Source organism: Pseudarthrobacter oxydans, from assembly GCF_013314975.1.
GTDB lineage: Bacteria > Actinomycetota > Actinomycetes > Actinomycetales > Micrococcaceae > Arthrobacter > Arthrobacter oxydans.
In genome coordinates this window covers 22977-40564 of sequence record NZ_JABTYH010000022.1, presented here as the reverse complement: position 1 = coordinate 40564, position 17588 = coordinate 22977, and the positions used below count along the sequence as shown (strand labels likewise).

At 68.2% G+C, this 17588-nt stretch carries 8 protein-coding genes; all 8 read right to left on the bottom strand.

The annotated features are described in order from the left end of the window. Window positions 1-8: 8 nt before the first annotated feature. Window positions 9-1727, bottom strand: a complete 1719-nt coding sequence (locus HTS88_RS14465; protein WP_174179539.1) for a serine/threonine-protein kinase — start codon at window positions 1725-1727, stop codon at window positions 9-11. Further along, complete coding sequence (locus tag HTS88_RS14460; RefSeq protein ID WP_174179537.1) at window positions 1724-3685, bottom strand: FHA domain-containing protein; 1962 nt, start codon at window positions 3683-3685, stop codon at window positions 1724-1726. Before HTS88_RS14460 ends, HTS88_RS14465 begins: the two co-directional genes overlap by 4 nt. After that, window positions 3672-4592, bottom strand: a complete 921-nt coding sequence (locus HTS88_RS14455; protein WP_246256337.1) for a PP2C family protein-serine/threonine phosphatase — start codon at window positions 4590-4592, stop codon at window positions 3672-3674. The genes HTS88_RS14460 and HTS88_RS14455 overlap by 14 nt, the downstream gene beginning before the upstream one ends. Then, window positions 4589-6181, bottom strand: coding sequence for an RDD family protein (locus HTS88_RS14450; protein WP_343044974.1), 1593 nt, complete (start codon window positions 6179-6181; stop codon window positions 4589-4591). Before HTS88_RS14450 ends, HTS88_RS14455 begins: the two co-directional genes overlap by 4 nt. Further along, entirely contained in the window at window positions 6178-8811 is a 2634-nt protein-coding gene (locus HTS88_RS14445; RefSeq protein ID WP_174179533.1) for a transglutaminase TgpA family protein, read from the bottom strand. Before HTS88_RS14445 ends, HTS88_RS14450 begins: the two co-directional genes overlap by 4 nt. Beyond that, a complete protein-coding gene (locus tag HTS88_RS14440) occupies window positions 8808-10139 on the bottom strand; it encodes a DUF58 domain-containing protein (RefSeq protein WP_174179531.1) in 1332 nt (443 codons plus the stop codon). The genes HTS88_RS14445 and HTS88_RS14440 overlap by 4 nt, the downstream gene beginning before the upstream one ends. A gap of 50 nt (window positions 10140-10189) precedes the next feature. Continuing rightward, entirely contained in the window at window positions 10190-11161 is a 972-nt protein-coding gene (locus HTS88_RS14435) for an AAA family ATPase (RefSeq protein WP_174179529.1), read from the bottom strand. 83 nt (window positions 11162-11244) lie between these two features. Further along, window positions 11245-17322 (bottom strand): Ig-like domain-containing protein, encoded by a 6078-nt coding sequence (locus tag HTS88_RS14430; protein ID WP_217432617.1) that lies wholly within the window; start codon window positions 17320-17322, stop codon window positions 11245-11247. Window positions 17323-17588 lie beyond the last annotated feature (266 nt).

Here is a 17588-nt window from a genome sequence, read left to right as displayed (position 1 = left end):
TCCGCGGCTCAGGAGCCGGTGCACGCAATGGAGCTTTCCTCCATCGGGGAGAAGGCGCCGTCAGAGCGCACGATCATGACCTGGATGCAGGTCTCCCCCGACGGATTGGCCGTCACCCTGACCGGCGGCTGGTCGATGGACTGGTATTCGCCGCCGCCACCGATGGTGTAAACCCGCCATTTGTACGTGTCTCCCTCTTTGGGCTGCGGGTTCACCCAGGTGAAGGAGGCGTTGCCGTCCCCTGCCACTGTCCCGGTGAGGCCTTCCACATCCGGCACAGTTCCGTTGTCCAGTGCATCGGCCGGCGGCCTGCTGGCCTGCTGGGTCTCCACCGCAGCGGATTTTTCCGGCGAGGCGTTGGCCACCACCAGGCCCACCACCGCAGTGAGGGCCAGCAGGGTGCCGCCCGAGATTGCCAGCCAGAGGTTGCGCCGGCCGTGGTCCGCAGCCGGCGCTGCAATGGCCGGCTCCTCCACCCTTGCCGGCCGGTGGACGGTGGTGTCCGCGGCGTCAGCGCCCGAGCCGGTGCGGCTTCCGGGCAGCGTGCCCCCGTCCTGGGCAGCACCGGCGCTGCCGCCGGAACCGCGCAGGACTGTGGCATCCGCCCACTCCTGCGGCTGCGGGGCAGGGGCTGGTGCCGGCGGAAAGCCCGCGGAGGCTGTCGGGGTAAAGCGCGACGGCGGGGCCTCCGCTGCGGAGCCCTGGCCGCTACCGCTCTGGCTGCCGCCGGCCTGGGGCCAGGTGCGTGCCGGGAAGGTGGGGGCGCTGCCGGTCCGCTCCGGATCGATCGCCGCGATGCTCCGGACGCGGGTTTCCTCGACGCCGTCGTCCGGCTGGCTGTCCTCGTGGTGCGGCTCCTCCAGCACCTCAAAGGGTGTGACGGAGAGGTTCAGTTCCGCCTGGATGCGCTGCAGGGCAAGGGCGAAGGCGTGCGCGGAAGAGTATCGGGACTGTGGCGACTTTGCCATGGCCGTGGAGAGCGCCAGTTCCAGCGACTCGGGGACGTCCGCGCGGCCCAGCCGCGGAACCGGCGTGTTGCTGATCCGGCTGATCAGCTCGCGCTGCGAGTTGTCCGCCCCGGGCATCACAAAGGGCGACCGGCCGGCCAGCAGGGTGTAAAGCGTGGCACCGAGGGCCCACACGTCCACCATGACCCCGTCCACCGCGCCGTCGGTGAACTGCTCGGGCGGGGACCAGGGGATGGACATTCCTGAGTCGTCGTCGGCGTCCCCGGCGAGGGTGCCGGAGATGCCGAAGTCCGTGAGGGCGGGGCGGTTGTAGTCCGTGACCAGGATGTTGGCAGGCTTGATGTCGCGGTGGGCGATGCCGGCACGGTGGGCGGTTTCGACGGCGGAGGCCACCTGGATGCCGACGGCCAGGACTTCATCCACGCTGAACCGCTGTTTGCGGTACCGGACGTCCAGGCTGGGCCTGGAGCAGTACTCCATCGCCAGGTAGGAGTGGCCGTCGTCGGTCACTTCCGCCTCGAAGATGGTGACGATGTACGGATGCGAGGACAGCTGGGCCATCAGGTTCGCCTCGGATTCGAACCTGCGGCGGGCACCCTCCGTCTTCAGGTCCGAGAGCAGCACCTTGACTGCAACCTTGCGGCGCGGCCTGTCCTGTTCATACAGGTAGACGTCGGAGAAACCGCCGGACCCCAGCAGGCTGATATAGGTGAACCCCTGGATGCGGGGAGGCGGCGCGACGGGCCGTTTGGAACTCAAGGAATCTCCTCAAAACGCAGCGAGATGTTGTCGCCCAGCTCAGCGATGTCACCGTCCAGCAGGATGGCCATCTCGTTCTGTGCCAGGCGGCGGGGAGACTGGCCTTCACGCACCAGGACGGTACCGTTCGTGGCCTTGAGGTCGCACAGCATGACGTGCCAGCCCTCCAGCCGGACCTCCACGTGGGACCGCGAGATGTCCCCTTCCGGGCTTGGAACCTGGACCAGCCTGGGCATGACGCCGCCCTGGACCCGGGACACGGACGGCTGCCGTCCGATGACCAGCGATTGGTCGAGGTCCAGGAGTTCCCCCGTGGACACGCGCACCCTGCCCAGCCGGGGGCGCGGCACCTGGACGGCGTCCGGGAGCAGCCCCGCCCCGCACGCGGCGCACTGCGCCCGGGTGGGCGGGTTGGCATGGCCCTGGCGGCAGACCCGGGCCAGGACGGTGGGCCCGGCCGCCGGATCCTCCGCAACCGGTAGGGCGGGCTGTCCGGCTGACGTGGGGATGCTGCTCTTCATGACCGTCTGGCCGTCGTGGTCAGTGTCGACGGCGGCGCTGCCGGGATGGGACTGCTGCGCGGCTGCTGCCGGCGCGGCCACGGCCGCCCGTGGCCCAGCGCCGGTTTGCGGGACATTCGCCTGCGGGACAGGTATCTGCGGGTCAGGTATCTGCGGGGCGCTGCCCTGCGGGACATGGATTTGCGGGGCGCTGCCCTGCACGGCGGCGTCCGCACCCTTCTTCCACGGAACGGAGTCAATGAGCCCCCCGGCAGGGGCGGGAGATGCAGCCGGCACGTGAGAAGCAAGGGGCAGCGGAGAAGCAGGGGCTGCCGGCGGCCCTGCCGCGGGCGTGGGGGCCGCCGTCGGGAGTTCGTGTCCGTCAGGCTGTGCGTTAACTGGGGGTTCTGCCTGGTCTTCCCCGTCCGGGCCCGTTTCGGGAGTTCCGTCGATTTCCGCCTCGTCGTCGTCCCGTACTGCCGCGTCCTCGATGCTCCGCACAACGGTCCTCTCCCAGAGGTGGTCGTAGGAGCCGGTGTGGTCGCTGGCGGGAGGTGCCGGCTCGCCGGGAGCGGGTTCTGCCGGGTGGACGTCCGCCGGACGTACCTCCGAGGAGATAATTTCTGACGGCGCGGAGCCGTCAGCTGAAGCATCGTCAGAGTCGGAAGCCGCGCCGGAGTCCGGAACGGAACCTGTCATCCCAACGTGCGCGGCGCCGTCTTCCTGCGCCAGGTCGCCTTCCCGGTCCTCAAGATCGCCGCCGTCTGCCGGCAGGTCGTCGTCGAGAATGCCGACAACGGTCTCGGCCGAGGCGCCGTGTTCCGGAGCGACGGTCTCCGCTGGGGCCTCGTGGTCAGGAGCGACGGTCTCCGCCGGGGCCTCGTGGTCCGGGACGATGGTCATTTCTGCGGAGGCATCAGCATCGGGGGCGGTGTCCCGGACGTCAGCGATGCCGACGGAGTCCACCACAACCGAGGCCGGAACGGCTGCGGACGGTCCAAGTTCCGGCTGGCGCGGCGCCAGCACCAGCGCCAGGGACTGCAGCAGGACAACACCCTCCCCCAGCGGCAGTTCCTGCTGCCCCGGGGCGCCGGCAGCCGGAATGGCCAGCCGGCATGCCCCCGGCAGGGCAAACCGGCGCTCGTTCCAGGTGGTGACGTCCCGGCCGTCGAGCTCCACGCGGCCGTCGGGCAGCTCCACTGCGAGGTCGAGGTCGCCGCGGAGGAAGACCCGCAAGGGACCGGTGGCCTCAAGGATGCCGAAGGACGGTATCTGCGCCAGCGAGCCGCCCGAGCTGCTGGTCACCGCATGGAGTACCTCGTGGACTTCGGGATTGGTGCCCAGCAGGTCCCACACCGCACCTGCCAGAGCCGGCGGGGAATCCGGGCCGAGGATGACGGCCGTGCTCCCACGGACGATACCCAGCCAGGTGCCCGGAACGTAGCTAGTGCCGGTCATCGGAAGGCTCCCCTTCCTGGTGCACGGCTGCTTCGCTGCCGGGTTGGGGCCCAGCCTGTGCCGCCTGCGACCGCGGCAGCGTGTCTTCATCTTCCACATCAGGGTCGCGCCGCGGTGCGGTGGTGGCTGCACCGGCGTCATTCAGGACATTCCTGGCATCCACCACGATCACCGTGATGTTGTCGCTCCCCCCGCTCCGGAGCGCGGCCTGGATCAGGGCATCGGCGGCTTCCTGGGGGTCACCCACCGTGCTGAGGATGCGGAGGATGTGATCGTCCGTCAGCTCGCCGGTGAGGCCGTCCGAGCAGACCAGGACCCGGTCGCCTTCCTCCACGGGGAGCAGCCAATAGTCGGCCTCGGTCTCGTCTCCCGTGCCAAGCGCGCGGGTCACCACGTGGCGGCGGGGATGGACGGTGGCCTGTTCGGCGGTGATCTCCCCCGCGTCCACCAGTTCCTGCACCTCGGAGTGGTCCACGCTGATCTGGACAAACCGGCCCTGGCTGAGGCGGTAGGTGCGGGAATCCCCGATGTTCATCACCAGCCAGTAGGGCATGCCCATCTGTTCCACCACCACGGCACCGGCCAGGGTGGTTCCGGCGCGCGCCCCGGTGGCCTCGCGGATGGCGGTGTCCGCCTGGATCAGGTACTGCTGCAGGACGGCTGCGGTGACGGTCCGTTCACCTGTGGCGAGCTGCGGGATGGCAGCGAGGGCGCGGACGCACATGCCGCTGGCCACTTCGCCTGCCTCATGGCCTCCCATCCCGTCTGCCACGGCAAACACAGGATCGGAAGCGATGTAGGAATCCTCGTTCAACTCCCGGCGGAGTCCCCGGTCTGTCCCGTAGCCGTAGCCCAGGCTGAGGCCCGGCTGGAAGGTGGAGGGAACGCTGGCGGGCTGTTGGTTCATGCCTGTCCTAGGTAAAAGGTCCGGTCTCCGAAGTGGACACTGGATCCCGGGGTAACAAAAGTGGGGACCCCCGGCGCGAGGGGCGTCCTGGCGCCGTCGGGGGTGGTCACGGCGCTGCCGTTCGTGGAGTTCCGGTCCGTCACCCAGATTCCTGCGCCATCGGTCAGCAGGTGGAGGTGGGTCTTGGAGATGGAGCGGCCGGGATCGTCGACGGCGAGGAGCTGGGCATGCTGTTCGCCCGCCTGGCCCACGGGGTTGCGGCCCACCAGGACGCTCCGGTCCAGCTGGAAGTCGCGGCCGTCGTCCAGCCGGATCCGCAGCACAGCGACGGGCGCCGGACCGCCTGCGCCCGGCCGCACCTGGGTGCGTTCGACGTCGTCGTCCACGTGGTGCTGCGTGCCCTGCCCACCCTGAACGGGAAGGGACGGGGCAGCGGGCACAGGGAGGCCGCCGGGAACAGGCTGGCCGGCTGGCGCATGAGCAGCCGGCGGGGCGAAGGACGCCGGCTGGGCGTAAGGCATGGTCTGCGACGGCGGCGTCGGGGCGGACGGCGTCCGGGCAGGCGAGGCAGGCGCGGATGCCACCACGGGGCCTGGCGGCGCCGGAGCTGGTTGGGGGCCGGCCACCGGGGAGAGCACCTGCTGCACCGGGGGAAGGTCCAGCGGCGCGAAGCTGTAAGGGCCCTGGATGCCGCCCGTGGTGATGGGGTTCCGGCCGGCCTTCACATCGAAGACCAGTGCTTTGGCTGCTTTGTCGTGCCAGCCGCGCAGGCCGCTGTTCTTGTCCCAGTGGCTGGACACCACCACCAGCACGGCCCAGGCCGCGCCCGCAAGCACCAGCGGCGCAAGGATGAACAGGGCGGGCTCGAACCACCGGAAGACCACCACCAGGACGGCCGCCAGCAGCGCCAGGATGATCCCGGCACCGGTGATAAGTCCCCGGAGGAACACCGTGCCGGCGCCTGGCGCATAGCCGTCGTTGTCCGCGCTGCGGATGCCCATGAGCAGGTTCCCGGGGGTCTTGCCCGTCCTGGCTTCAATGCCCATGACTGTGAAGAGGTACACAGCCGTCAGCGCCAGGCCGATGCCGCCAGACAGCACCAGCGACGCCGTGTCATAGGTGATGAACTGCCCGCTGCGGGTCCGCGTGATCCCGGCAAAGCCGATGGCAAACGTCACCACCAGGACGGCCAGTGGCGGCAGCCAGTCAATGACGGCAGCGCCGAGCCGCTTGCCGGCCGTGGCCGGGGCAAGCTGAAGGTTCACTCCCATTCCCGTTCCTCCCCCTGGGACGGACCCCGACTGCGCGGTGGTACCGCCGGCGCTCCCCCGCCCGGTGCCTGCGTTGAGTGGATCCGCGGCCTGGGCAGCCGGGGATCTTTGTACTACCGGGATAGTACCGGGAATCCCTGTTCCGTGGGCAGCCGGCGCCGCGTGCAGGGGTTCGCGGGCCGCGGCGCCGCCGGGCTGCAGGGTGCGGGCGCTGCGCGCCGCCCGGTTGGGCAGTGGCGCTCCGCAGGAGGTGCAGAAGGCCGCCCCCGCGCGGATGGCCTGCCGGCAGCGGGGGCACGTCTGGAGGTCCGCCGTCACGGTGCCGCGGGTCCCTGCCGGGGTGGTTCCGGCGTCGTGCGGTCCTGCTCCGGAGTCCCCTCCGCAGCAGGACCCTGCGGCTCATTCCGCTCCGGCGCAGTCCCACCCTGACCGGTGGCAGCCGACCCCGTACGACGGCGGGACGCCGGGTTGAGGGCCTTGAGGGAAGGCAGTGCCAGCGGGCCACCCAGCGCCAGGGCGCTGCGGGCATCGGCCAGGAGCGACCGTGGCGAGAACCTCGCCTGCTGCCGGCGCCAGAAGCCGGCCGTCGAGGTCATCTCCTGCAGGGAGCTGTCCACGATGGTCCAGTACTCGCGCACCTCCTCCTCACTCGGCTGGCCAGCGCCAAAGATGGACGCGTCCGCACGCCTTGCCAGCAGGGTGGTGGTGCCGCCCGCGGCGGGGAACGCCTCGGCAAGGACCGCTGCGCTTTCGCGCCGCGTGGCCCGGGAGTCAACGGCGGCACCCATGTCGGTGGCCAGGCTGACCACCTCGCTCCAGCCGCCGCCCACGCGCTGCGCGGGATGGCCTTCACTGAACCGCGACTTCCGCCGCCGGGACTTCAGCAGGGCAATCAGCAGCAGCGGCAAGAGAAGGACGGCCAGCGGGATCAGGGCGATGCCCAGGGCCCCCAGCAGCGCGCCCCAGAAGAGCCAGGGGTTGTTCTTCTTCTCATCCGCATCCAGCGCGTCGGGTGAGGAGTCCGGCGGGAGGTCCGCCGGCTCCTGCGGCGGGGGCGGCGGCTGCAGCACCTGCGGTTTGGGCTTGGACTTGTTTTCCGGGTCCGGCGGGATGGGGATATTGTCCTTGGGCGGCGTGGGGTCGAAGCTCACCCAGCCCACCCGTTCGAACGCCACTTCAACCCACGCGTGGACGTCCTTGCCGGTGATCCTGACCTCGCCCGCACCGTTCTCGGGGCTGGTGGGTTCAGGGTAGAAGCCCATCACCACGCGGGACGGGATGCCGAGGTGGCGCAGCATCAGGGACATGGCCACGGCGTACTGCTCGTCGTCGCCGAGCATCTGCTTGGCCGTGAGGAGGTCCCTGATCCGGGCGGATCCGTGGCCGGAGACGCTGGGCAGCTGGCCCTCGCTGACCAGCCCGTTGCTGAAGGCCCCGGTTTTCTGGAAATGGGCCTCAATCTGGCGGACCCGGTCGATGGGCGTGGGCGCGTCGGAGGAGAGGTCGTTGGCCTGTGATCCCACCACCGGCGGCACTTCCACGGCGCCGGGAAGGGACAGCTTCGCAAAGTCGTACTGCGCCAGCTGCCCGTGTTCCAGCTTTACGGGGTCCGAGACCTGCACCCGGTAGGAGTCGCCGCGGGACAACCCGTTGGTGGTGACGGCGGTGTCGGTGCCGGAGTTGAAGTAGAGGCCGGATGCCGCGGCTGAGGCGGTGTCGTCGAAGCTCAGCCCGGTGGTCTTGCGGCCGCCGGGGACAAAGAAGCCCTGGTAGTCCTCAACGGTGATGTTGATGGCGTAGTCGTTGGTGGGAACAACGCCGGAGGTATCGGCCAGGGTGTTGATCGATTCGGTGTCTCCCACCTTGCTGAAGTTGCCGGAGCCGTTGGGGTCCATCGTGTAGTTGGTGCCGTTGAAGGAATCCAGGGCACCCAGCCGGACGCGGCCGTCGCGCGGCAGGCCCTGGACCACGAACAGGGTGTCGTCCTTCTTGTCCTTGACGAAGGTCCGGAAGCTTGCGAGGGGTGTGATGTAGTCCTTGGGATCGAACGGCGGGACCACGACGTTCCGGAGGACCTTCCGGTCGTTGCCCGCCGTGACCAGGGGTGCGGCGAGCGCGGTGACGGCCACGCTGACGGCGATGACGCCGGCCGCCATTCCCAGCCGGCGGAGCCTGGCGCGCTGCGCGGTGGCGGTATCTGTCTGCGGGTTGTTGACGGAAACCTTCCGGGTGGAGTTCTTCCGGAGCGCGTCCCTGCGGAAGGTGGCCCAGGCGATCCCCAGCACGGTGAGGCCAATGCCTCGTTCCACGGTGAGGAAGGCGGCGTTGGTGCTGAAGGCGATGCCGGTGACGAACAGGACCAGCACGGGCAGGAGCGGGAAGTAGGGGCTACGAAGCCTCCAGGTCAGGATGGCGGCCACCAGCGCGGTGATCATGGAGCTCAGGAATGGAACGATCAGCACACCGCCCGCGGTGCCCACGGGGACACCGACCGTCAGCATGTCCTTCCAGGCAAACACAATCCCCAGCAGGAGGATGCGGAGCGAGTCCAGGGTGGGGACGAAGCCGGCGATGGCGGAATCGGGAACCGCCAGCAGGGTACCGAAGACCAGGTAGGCGCCCAGGGCCAGTGCCGTGGTGATGAGCAGCCCGAGGCGCAGGTGTGCGTTCAAAGCGCCCAGGGCCAGCCCCAGGAAGATTCCGCCGAAGCCGGACAGCAGGTAGTAGGGGTCGCCGCCGAAACTGAGCCCGAACCCGAGCAGGCCCAGCCCCAGCAGCACCGTCAGTGCGCCGGCGTCGAGCACAAAGTGCCAGAACGGCTGCCCGTTGGCAAAGGCGGAGTCTGCCTGGTCCCGGGGTGCGATGCGGATGGTGCGCGGCTGTGCGGTGCGGGTTTGGCTGGCGCGGGGGCGCGTGCTGCGCGGGCGCAGGCCTTCCGGGGAGGTCATGCTGCGGCCTTTCTCAGCACAATGGCCAGGTCAGTCAGGTCTCCGAGCGTCAGCACGGTGAGGTCTGCGATGTTCGCCCGCGTGGGAGAGGCGCCGGCCTCCACCCGGACGGCGAGGCTGCGGACGCCCGGAGGCACGGAAGCGGCGGCGGAACGCAGCTGCGTGGCGGTCACGTGGCTGCCCACCACAAAAAACACCACGGAGGCGTTGGGAACAGTGTCGGCCAGGGTCCTGGCAAGGTCGACGGCGGTCCGGCGCATGGGCGCGCCGATGATCCGTGTCATGTCGTCCAGCAGGTTCCGCCCGGTTTCGCAGCGCAGCGGGCCTTTCTGCGTGAGGACGTCCAGCTCACGCTGCTCGCGGATGGCCTGCCTGCCGATGGAGGCGGCGGCGGAGACGGCCATCTCGAACTCGGTTTCCGAGGCGTACTCGTCGGTGTTGATGGACAGCGAGATGGCCAGGTGGGCGCGGCGGGTTTCCTCGAACTGGCGCACCATGAGCTTGTTGGTCCGGGCCGTTGTTTTCCAGTGGATGTGCCGCCGGTCATCCCCCGGCACATAGTCGCGCAGCGCGTGGAAGGACACGTCCGCGCTGGAGAGGTCCGTGGTGGGCATGCCTTCGAGGTCCCGGATGAATCCGGCCGCCGAACCGGCCAGTGCCACTGTGCGCGGGTGGACGAACAGGTCCTCCGGTTCGGTCCACAGGACCTGGCGGCGCAAAAGGTGCAGCGGGTCCGCCCGGACCGACCTGACGGGGCCGACGACGATCACGGCACGGCGCGCGGTGGGAATGGTGAAGAGGTCCTCGTGGACCTGCTGCGGCTTCATCCGCGGCAGGTGGAACACGGCGGTGGCGCTGCCCACCGGCAATTCCAGGGCGGCGGGCAACAGCGGCCGGGCGGAGGTGTTGGAGACCGCGATGCTGCCAACGGCGCTGTCCCCCACCGCCACACGGGTCCGGGCCAGGTCAAGGACCACGCCATAGGACGAGCGGCCCAGGACGAACCCCACCGCAATCACGAACATGACGAACGCGGCGATGGCCGCGGCCTTCGCCTCCTGCCAGCCAAACGCCTGCCCTGTTGCCCAGAGCAGGATGGCGGCAGCGAGGACTGACCAGCCCAGGACGCTGACCACTGACAGCACGGGCCAGGCGTACTTCAGCCAGGCTCCACGGACGGCACGCCAGGCGGGGGCCGATGCCATGGCTGCGGTGTTCCTTGCCTCGGCCCAGACAGCTGAGGGGTGCAGGGCGCCGGGACTGCCGTTCCTGGCGAAGGGCTGCTTCAGACGCTCCGTGAGCCGGGTCAACGGGGTGCCGCTGGACATATATGTGCCTTCGTTGTTGCGTGGAAAGTGGTGGTGTCCTGGCCGGGGCGTCAGGCGTTGGTGCGCTGCTGGGGGGCCGCGATATCCGCCAGGATCCGCGTCAGCACCGCTTCGGCGGTTGCTCCCGAGAACTCCGCTTCGGGATCCATGACAAAGCGGTGGGTCCACACCACGGGAGCCAGTTCCTTGATGTCGTCCGGGAGGACGAAGTTGCGGCCTTGCCCGGCGGCCCAGACCTTGGCTGCCCGGACCATGGCCAGGGCGCCGCGCACCGAGACGCCCAGCCGGGTTTCGGGGGCGTTGCGGGTTTCCTCGCAGAGCCTGGAGATGTACTCCAGCACTGCGGTGTCCACGTGCACGGTGGCTGCCAGGTCTGCCATGTCTGCCACGGCCTGGGTGGTGATGACGGCGGACAGGTCCAGGGACCGGTCCTTGAGGTTGGAGCCGCCCAGCAGCCGGACGGTGGAGGCGTGGTCCGGGTAGCCGATGGAGGTCTTGATCAGGAAGCGGTCCAGCTGCGCCTCGGGCAGGCGGTAGGTGCCGGCCTGCTCGATGGGGTTCTGCGTGGCCATGACCATGAACGGCCGTCCGGCTTCATAGGTGACGCCGTCCACCGTGACCCGGGATTCCTCCATGACCTCCAGCAGGGCCGACTGGGTCTTGGGCGAGGCACGGTTGATTTCGTCCGCGAGGACGATGTTGTTGAAGATCGGGCCCTTGTGGAACTCGAACTTCTGCGTCTTCTGGTCGTAGATGGTCACGCCGGTGACGTCCGAGGGCAGCAGGTCCGGGGTGAACTGGATGCGGTTGTTGGAGCCCTGCACGGTGGCGGCCAGCGCCCGGGCCAGGGAGGTCTTGCCGGTGCCGGGGGCGTCCTCGAACAGCACGTGGCCCTCGGCCAGCATGGCCGTGAAGGTGAGCCGGATGACGTGTTCCTTGCCCAGCACGGCCTGTCCCACGTTGGCAACGAGCTTCTCGAACGTGTCTGCAAACCAGGCGGCCTGCTCGGGGGTCATGGTCATCGTGTTGCTCTTCCTACTTAAGGTTTCAGGTTTTTCATGGGGCCCGGGAGACCAGGCCCCATCGTCGCGTCGGTGGTGATGGGCTAGCGGTTTGGCATGCCGTTGGGCGGGTTGCACCCAAGGTTCGAGGTGTCGCAGCGGATCCAGTTTCCGGCCGCCATGCCCGAGGTCAGGTGGTACCAGATACCGGTGGGGTTGTTCGAGGTCTTGTACCAGACCTGGTAACGGTCGGTCGTCGCTGCTGCCCCGGCGTCCAGCCACTTGCCCTCGCCGTTGCATTGTGACGGGTTGCCGGCGACGTAGCTGTCGGTTCCCTTGCGGGGTTCGGTGCAGCTGCGGACCGGGGTTGCCGTGATGTTCCACGAGGTGGGCACGGGAGGCGGCGGTTCCGCGCCACTGCGGGACGTATCGCTGCCAATACGTCCCGGCTGGCCGGCACTGATGGCACGAACCCGGAGAGTGTGCGTCTCGCTGTAGCCCACGGTCTTGGAGAAACGCCGCTCCTGGGTATCCTGCCAGGCACCTCCGTCCAGGCTGTACTGGTATCCGGTCACCGCACGGCCGTTTCCGTCCGGCTGGTTCCACGTCCAGGACACTGTCCTGTCCCCTACGCCGCTGCTGTTGCTTCCAGTAACGTTCGGAGCGAAAGCGAGGCCGTAGGGATTGACGGAGTTCGACGCAGGGCTTGCATCGCCGGCGGTGGAGCTGCGGGATGACACGGCCCACACCACCACGGCGGTCTGGGTGCCGTTGGCTGCCGCCACGATCCCGCCGCCTGCAGGGATATTGCCGCTGCCCCCGCCGGACGTCAGGCTGTATTTATACGTAATCTCGTCGGAGGTGGAACCGTTGCGCTGGGCAGCCGTCAATACCGGGAACCGTACATCGATCTTTCCGCCGTTCCCCCCGGTGTCAACCAGTGTGGCAGTAGGCGTGCCCATCATGCCCGGTTTGCCCACTGCCCGGATGGCCGCCGACGGAGCGCTCGTCCCGCTGGTACCCGCCTTGTTCGTGGCGGACACCGTAAAGGTGTAGTTCGTTTCCGAGTTGTCCACGGTCACGTTCTGCGAAGTACCGGCAACCTGCTGGCTGGCCACCACCGCGCCGCCGCGAAGGGTGGTCAGGGTGTAGGCCGAGACGGCGTCGCCGTTGTTGTTCGGCGCCGTCCAGCTCACCTTCAGCTGGCTTTGCGAACCCACGGATCCCGCCTGCGCCGCAGATGGTGCAGCAGGGGTGGCCGGGACTCCGGCAGGCACCTCGGCTGCAGAGTAGGGGCTCCATTCGGACGGTTCCTTGGCATCGTTGCGCGCCAGGACCCGGACTTTGTAGGAGACGCCGTTCTGCAGTCCCTTCCAGACATAGCTGACTGCTGTCAGGTTCTGGATCTGGGCGTTCTGCCCGGCGGGAGGCGGTGAGATCTCCAGGTCGTAGGACTTCACCGGCGAGCCCTTGCTTGCAGGGGCGGACCAGGTGATGGACAGCTCCTTGTCACCGAACTTCATCGACGGCGCCAGCGGGGTGTCTGGCTTCACGTCAGGGCGCACCTCGGCAGAGGCAGGCGACCGGTCCGACTCGCCGAACTCGTTGGTGGCCGAGACCTGGAAGTGGTACTTGGTGTTGTTGACCAGTCCATTGAGCGTGCAGGTGTTGGCGGGGCAGTCCTGCTGGAATCCGCCCTCGCCGTACACGGTGTACTTGGTGATGGGTGAGCCGCGGTCCGCGGGCGCCGTCCAGTTCAGGAGCGCCGTCTGGTCCCCCACGCTCTGCGCCTGCGGGGTGGTGGGCGCCTGGGGCTTGTCCTTGACGGTGAGGCGGACGCGGGCTGTTGCCTGGCGCGAGGGATCCTCCGTCTTGTCCGCCACGGTGTAGGACACCACCATGGTGCCGGTGAAGCCCGGCGCAGGCGTGACGGTGATGGAATCGCCGTTTACGTCCACGTTGCCGCTGCCGGTTTCCGCGGCGGCAGCAATAATCTTCAGCGCGGTCTCCGGGAATGGGTTGGCGTCGTTGGCCAGCACATTGACCGTCACGGGCTTGCCCGCGGCAACGTTGTCCTGCACGTCGTCGTTGGCCACCGGCTTCGGCCGGTTGGAGGCGGTCACCTTCAGCTGGTAGGTGGCAGTGGCCTCGAGCCCGCGGGGATCCTTCGCCTTGACCTGGACGGCCGAGGTGGTTCCTGAGCCGCTTGAGTCGGCCGCGGAGACCTTGAGGGTCCTGCCGTCGATGCTGGCGTTGAATCCGGCAGGCGCTCCGCCCACCAGTTCGTACTTCATTTTTTCGACGTCTTCCGCGTCCGGGTCCGAGGTCAGCTTGCCCAGGTCTGTGCTGGCGGAGTCGCCCTTGGGCACGTCGACGTTTGCACCCAGCAGTTCCGGCGGGTTGTTCTTATTGGGGTCGGGCAGGACCTTGGTGCGGATGCTGAGGGTGGACTTGAGGCCTTCCGGATCGTCCGGACCGGTCCCGTCCGTGACCTCGAAGGTGAGCGAGCCGGGACCCACGTAGTCGGTGCCCGCTGTGTACTTCAGGCCTGTACCGTCGCCGATGACGGGGTCGCCGCCGTCTGCGCCGATGAGCTTGATCCGGTCGGTCTGGGTAAGCCGCGGCGAGCGGCCTTCACGTACCTTGACCCACTCGTCGAGGTCGACGTCCACGGACTGGCCGGCGACGACCTCGAGGACCTCGTCCTTGGCCAGGGTAGGCACCTGCTGGCCGAGGCCCGGCACCCAGATAACCGCCGTCGACTGCTGGCCGTCAACATCCTCCACGTTGTACGGGATGAGCTGCGGCTGCTCCGCCAGGTCCACGATCATGGTGCCGTCTGCCCCGGGCCGGGCGGTGGTGGCCTCGGTGCTGACCTTGAGGTTCTCCCCGACGCCGTCGGGGTCCTCGTCGTTTTTCAGGACGGGGACGTCCACAGCGGTCTTCCCCATGGTCTGGGCGGAGGTCACCCTGTCGTCGCGGGCGACTGGTGCCTTGAGGGGCACCTCGTTGTCCACCACCACGCGGATGGTGGCCTGCGCGGTAGCGTCCCGGTCATCAGCGATGGTGTAGCGGACGTTGACGGTCCCGGCTTCCTCCGGTGCCAGCAGGATGATCCGGCCGCTCGTTTTGCTCACCGTGGCCTGCAGCGCGGGGTCGGCTTCGATGCCGTCGCTGAGGATGCGGATGAGGTCGCCGTCGGGGTCGGTGTCGTTGCCGGTGGCGTCCACGGCGATCTGGCGGCCAGGGCGGACCCGGACCTCGTCATCCACGGGAGTGGGTTTCTGGTTGACCTCCCCGCGCGGCGCGATGCCCACGGTGACGGTGCCGGTGTTGACGGCGCCCTGCCGGTCCACCACTTTGTAGCGGAAGGTGTCGGTTCCGGCGCCGTCACCGGCAGCTGTGAAGTCGATGAAGTTACTGCCGACCGCAGCGGTTCCCATCGCCGGCGTGCTGTCGATACCGGTCAGCTGGACCGAATCGCCGTCCGGATCGATGCCGTCCAGCGGGACGGGAATGCGCACCGTGCCGGCGGCCACCACCCGGGCGGTCAGGTTGCGCGGCTGCGGGCGCGAGTTTTCGGCCCCTTCCAGCGGAAGGATGTGGATGGTGACCGCGGCGGCGCTCTTCTGGCCCTGCGGGTCCACGGCGTTATAGATGGCGCGGACCGTCTTGGGCTGCGGGCCGGCAATGAAGCGGAGGGTGTTCTCGGAGACGAAGCTCTTTCCGTCCACTGGATCCACGCCCTGCGGCAGGACAGGGTCCACCGTGAGTTCCTGGCCCTGCGGGTGGGTGTCGTTCTCGAGGACGGGGATGGTGACGACGTCGTTGACGCGGACGTTGACCTCGTCCGGTTTGGGCTGGGGTGCTTCCACGACGGCGGGCGCCGGGACGGGGACCACGGAGACGCTGCCCGTGGCGGACTTCTTCCCGTTGGACATGGTGTATTCGAAGAGGATCGGGTCCTTGGTTCCCAGGATGTCGGTAATGCGCAGGACACCGTGATTGATCACGCTGACGGACGCGGTCGAGTTCTCGGGCAGTTTCACGGACTGCAGCACAAGGACGCCTCCGGAGGGGTCGGAGTCATTGGCCAGCGGATCCAGCAGCACGCTGCCGCCGGTGGGCATGAGCGCCACGTCGTGGACGGCGACGGGGTCACCGGCCTCGTCTCCGGATTCCACGTCAACGCGGATGAGCCCCTGGCTGCTTTGCGGGCCGTTGCTGGCGATGTACGTCAGGTAGACCGGGCCGGGGGTGGTGCTGCGGAACGTGAAGGTGCCGCCGTCGGTCACGGGACCCAGTTCGGCGGGGCCGTTGGCCTCCACCTGTGCCAGCCGGAGGGCTCCGCCGTTGGGGTCCACGTCGTTCTTCAGCGGTGAGATGACCAGGTCCTGGCCCACCACGGCAGTGACGTGGTCGGCGTTGACCACGGGTGCGAGGGCTCCCGGCGGCTGGACGTTGACCACAACTTTCCCGGTGACGGTGTCCCGGCCGTCCCAGATGGTGACTTCCACGGCTTTCTTGCCGGCTGTCGCGCCGGAGTCCTGGAAGGTGAGCAGGCCGTCACGGCGGACTTTCACCTGGTCCTGGTCGTTGTCCGCCTTGGCGTCGAGGAGCACCAGGTCGTCGCCGTCGGGATCGATCCAGTCCGTGAGGATGTTCTGGCTGACTGTCTTGCCCTGTTCCACCAGCATGGTGGTGGTGTTGTCCCCGCGCTTGAACTGCGGAGGTTTGTTCTCGTCGGGCCCAACCACGCTGAGCGTGACCTGCCCGCCGGCGGAGAGGCCGCGGCCGTCGGAGGCGCTGTAGCTGAATGTCTCGGTGCCGGGTTTCGCGTCGGCGGGAACGGAGATCTGGAAGGCGGTGCCGCCGTAGATGTTCTGGAGGCTTCCGGCCTGGGGTCCGGAGTCCCCCACCGCTGCGGTGAGCACGTCGCCGTCGGGGTCCGAATCGTTGTCCAGGACGCTGAGGATGGTGGTGCGGCCGGGGCGCACGCCGACGGCGTCGGGCTTGGTTTCCGGCGGACGGTTGGGTTTGGTGCGGTCCGGAAGGACGTTGATGGTGTTGTTGTCCGCGGACTCCTGGTCCTGCTCGTCGGACTCATTCTTGGGCGGGACGACGTCGTCCCAGTTGTTGACCAGCTGCATGTTCTGGTTGACCAGCCACACGTTGCCTGAGTTCACGTCGTTCAGGACCACCAGGTCACGGTTCACCCGAAAAACATACGACGGCGAGGCGCTCGCCTTGGGCACGTCAACGTTCTTGTCATCGCCATCGTTCACGCAGTCCCGAACATACTTGTTCGCCCCCGACCACGCCGCATGCACACACCCGCCCAGCTGGACAGGGGCAGCCGGCACACCCTCGCCGTCGAACGTCACCGTCTTCGCCGTGGACCCGTCCAGCGGCTGCTTCAACAGCGCTTTGGGCGTCGAAACCGCCACGAAATCACTGCCCGGCCCGCCCTGCTGCAACTTCGCATCCCGCGCGTTCTCCACCTGGAGACGCTTCCCGCCGGGCAGGAACAGCCTTCCCGCCGCCGCATCAAGAAGCACGGGCTTATCGCCCACCACCGTGATCTGGAGGTCCCCTGCACCTTTAAGCTCCGCCCAGGTCTCGGACTCCGAGGACGTTACTTCCCCGTTGGCGTCAACACCGGTGACCGTCACCGCACCGGACTTGGGATCCGCCGAATAGATCCGGTCGTCCTCCCCCACCGCCGAGACAATGCCCTCTGAGCCCACCATGACGGGCTCGGAGGCTTCCTCGTCAAAACCGTTGACCGTGGACGGAGACACCGCCCACACCTTGCCTGACGCTGCGTCGGTCACCGAGATCACCTCGGATCCGAAACTCACATCCGCGGACCCCGGCAGCTGCTTGTCCCCGCCCAGCCGCATGTTCGCCGGCGACACCTGGTTCAACGTTGACCCGGTCTCGTCATCAACGAACACATCCCCCGCGTCCTGCAGGATGTCGAACGTCGTGGACGCCGGCGTTACCGCCCCGTCAAGGACCCGGGAAGGATAATTCAACCGGCCCACTGCGTTCTTGGACTTGGACACCACCCACACGCCGCCGTCGTTCAATTCCACCTCGGTGGTTTTGAACCCCGGATACAGAATTGCCCCCGTCACCACAACAGCAGCGGCTGCACTGAAAGCAGTGCCCGTCACCATTTTTTTGTGGCGCCGATTCAGTCCAAGTTTCCCCAGCAGACTTGTCACAGCTTGATATCCCCTGAAATTACTGCTGCCGCAGGCAGCTGTCCGGCCGGGACTCGCCCGGACCTTGATGTTGTGCTGCTCCTGGCAGGAAGCAGCCGAGACCCGACATGAATGACACCCGGCCACGCTTGGCGCCGAGTGCCGGCAAAGGTAACTTGCCCGGTGGCAAGCATACCCACGGCCACATGTGGCCGCGATGGGGAGCCCTGCCCACGGGA

Coding starts and splice junctions, on each gene's coding strand:
- HTS88_RS14455 (WP_246256337.1), bottom strand. CDS start 4,592: ATGAACCAACAGCCCGCCAGCGTTCCCTCCACCTTCCAGCCGGGCCTC.
- HTS88_RS14435 (WP_174179529.1), bottom strand. CDS start 11,161: ATGACCATGACCCCCGAGCAGGCCGCCTGGTTTGCAGACACGTTCGAG.
- HTS88_RS14445 (WP_174179533.1), bottom strand. CDS start 8,811: ATGACCTCCCCGGAAGGCCTGCGCCCGCGCAGCACGCGCCCCCGCGCC.
- HTS88_RS14440 (WP_174179531.1), bottom strand. CDS start 10,139: ATGTCCAGCGGCACCCCGTTGACCCGGCTCACGGAGCGTCTGAAGCAG.
- HTS88_RS14430 (WP_217432617.1), bottom strand. CDS start 17,322: ATGGTGACGGGCACTGCTTTCAGTGCAGCCGCTGCTGTTGTGGTGACG.
- HTS88_RS14460 (WP_174179537.1), bottom strand. CDS start 3,685: ATGACCGGCACTAGCTACGTTCCGGGCACCTGGCTGGGTATCGTCCGT.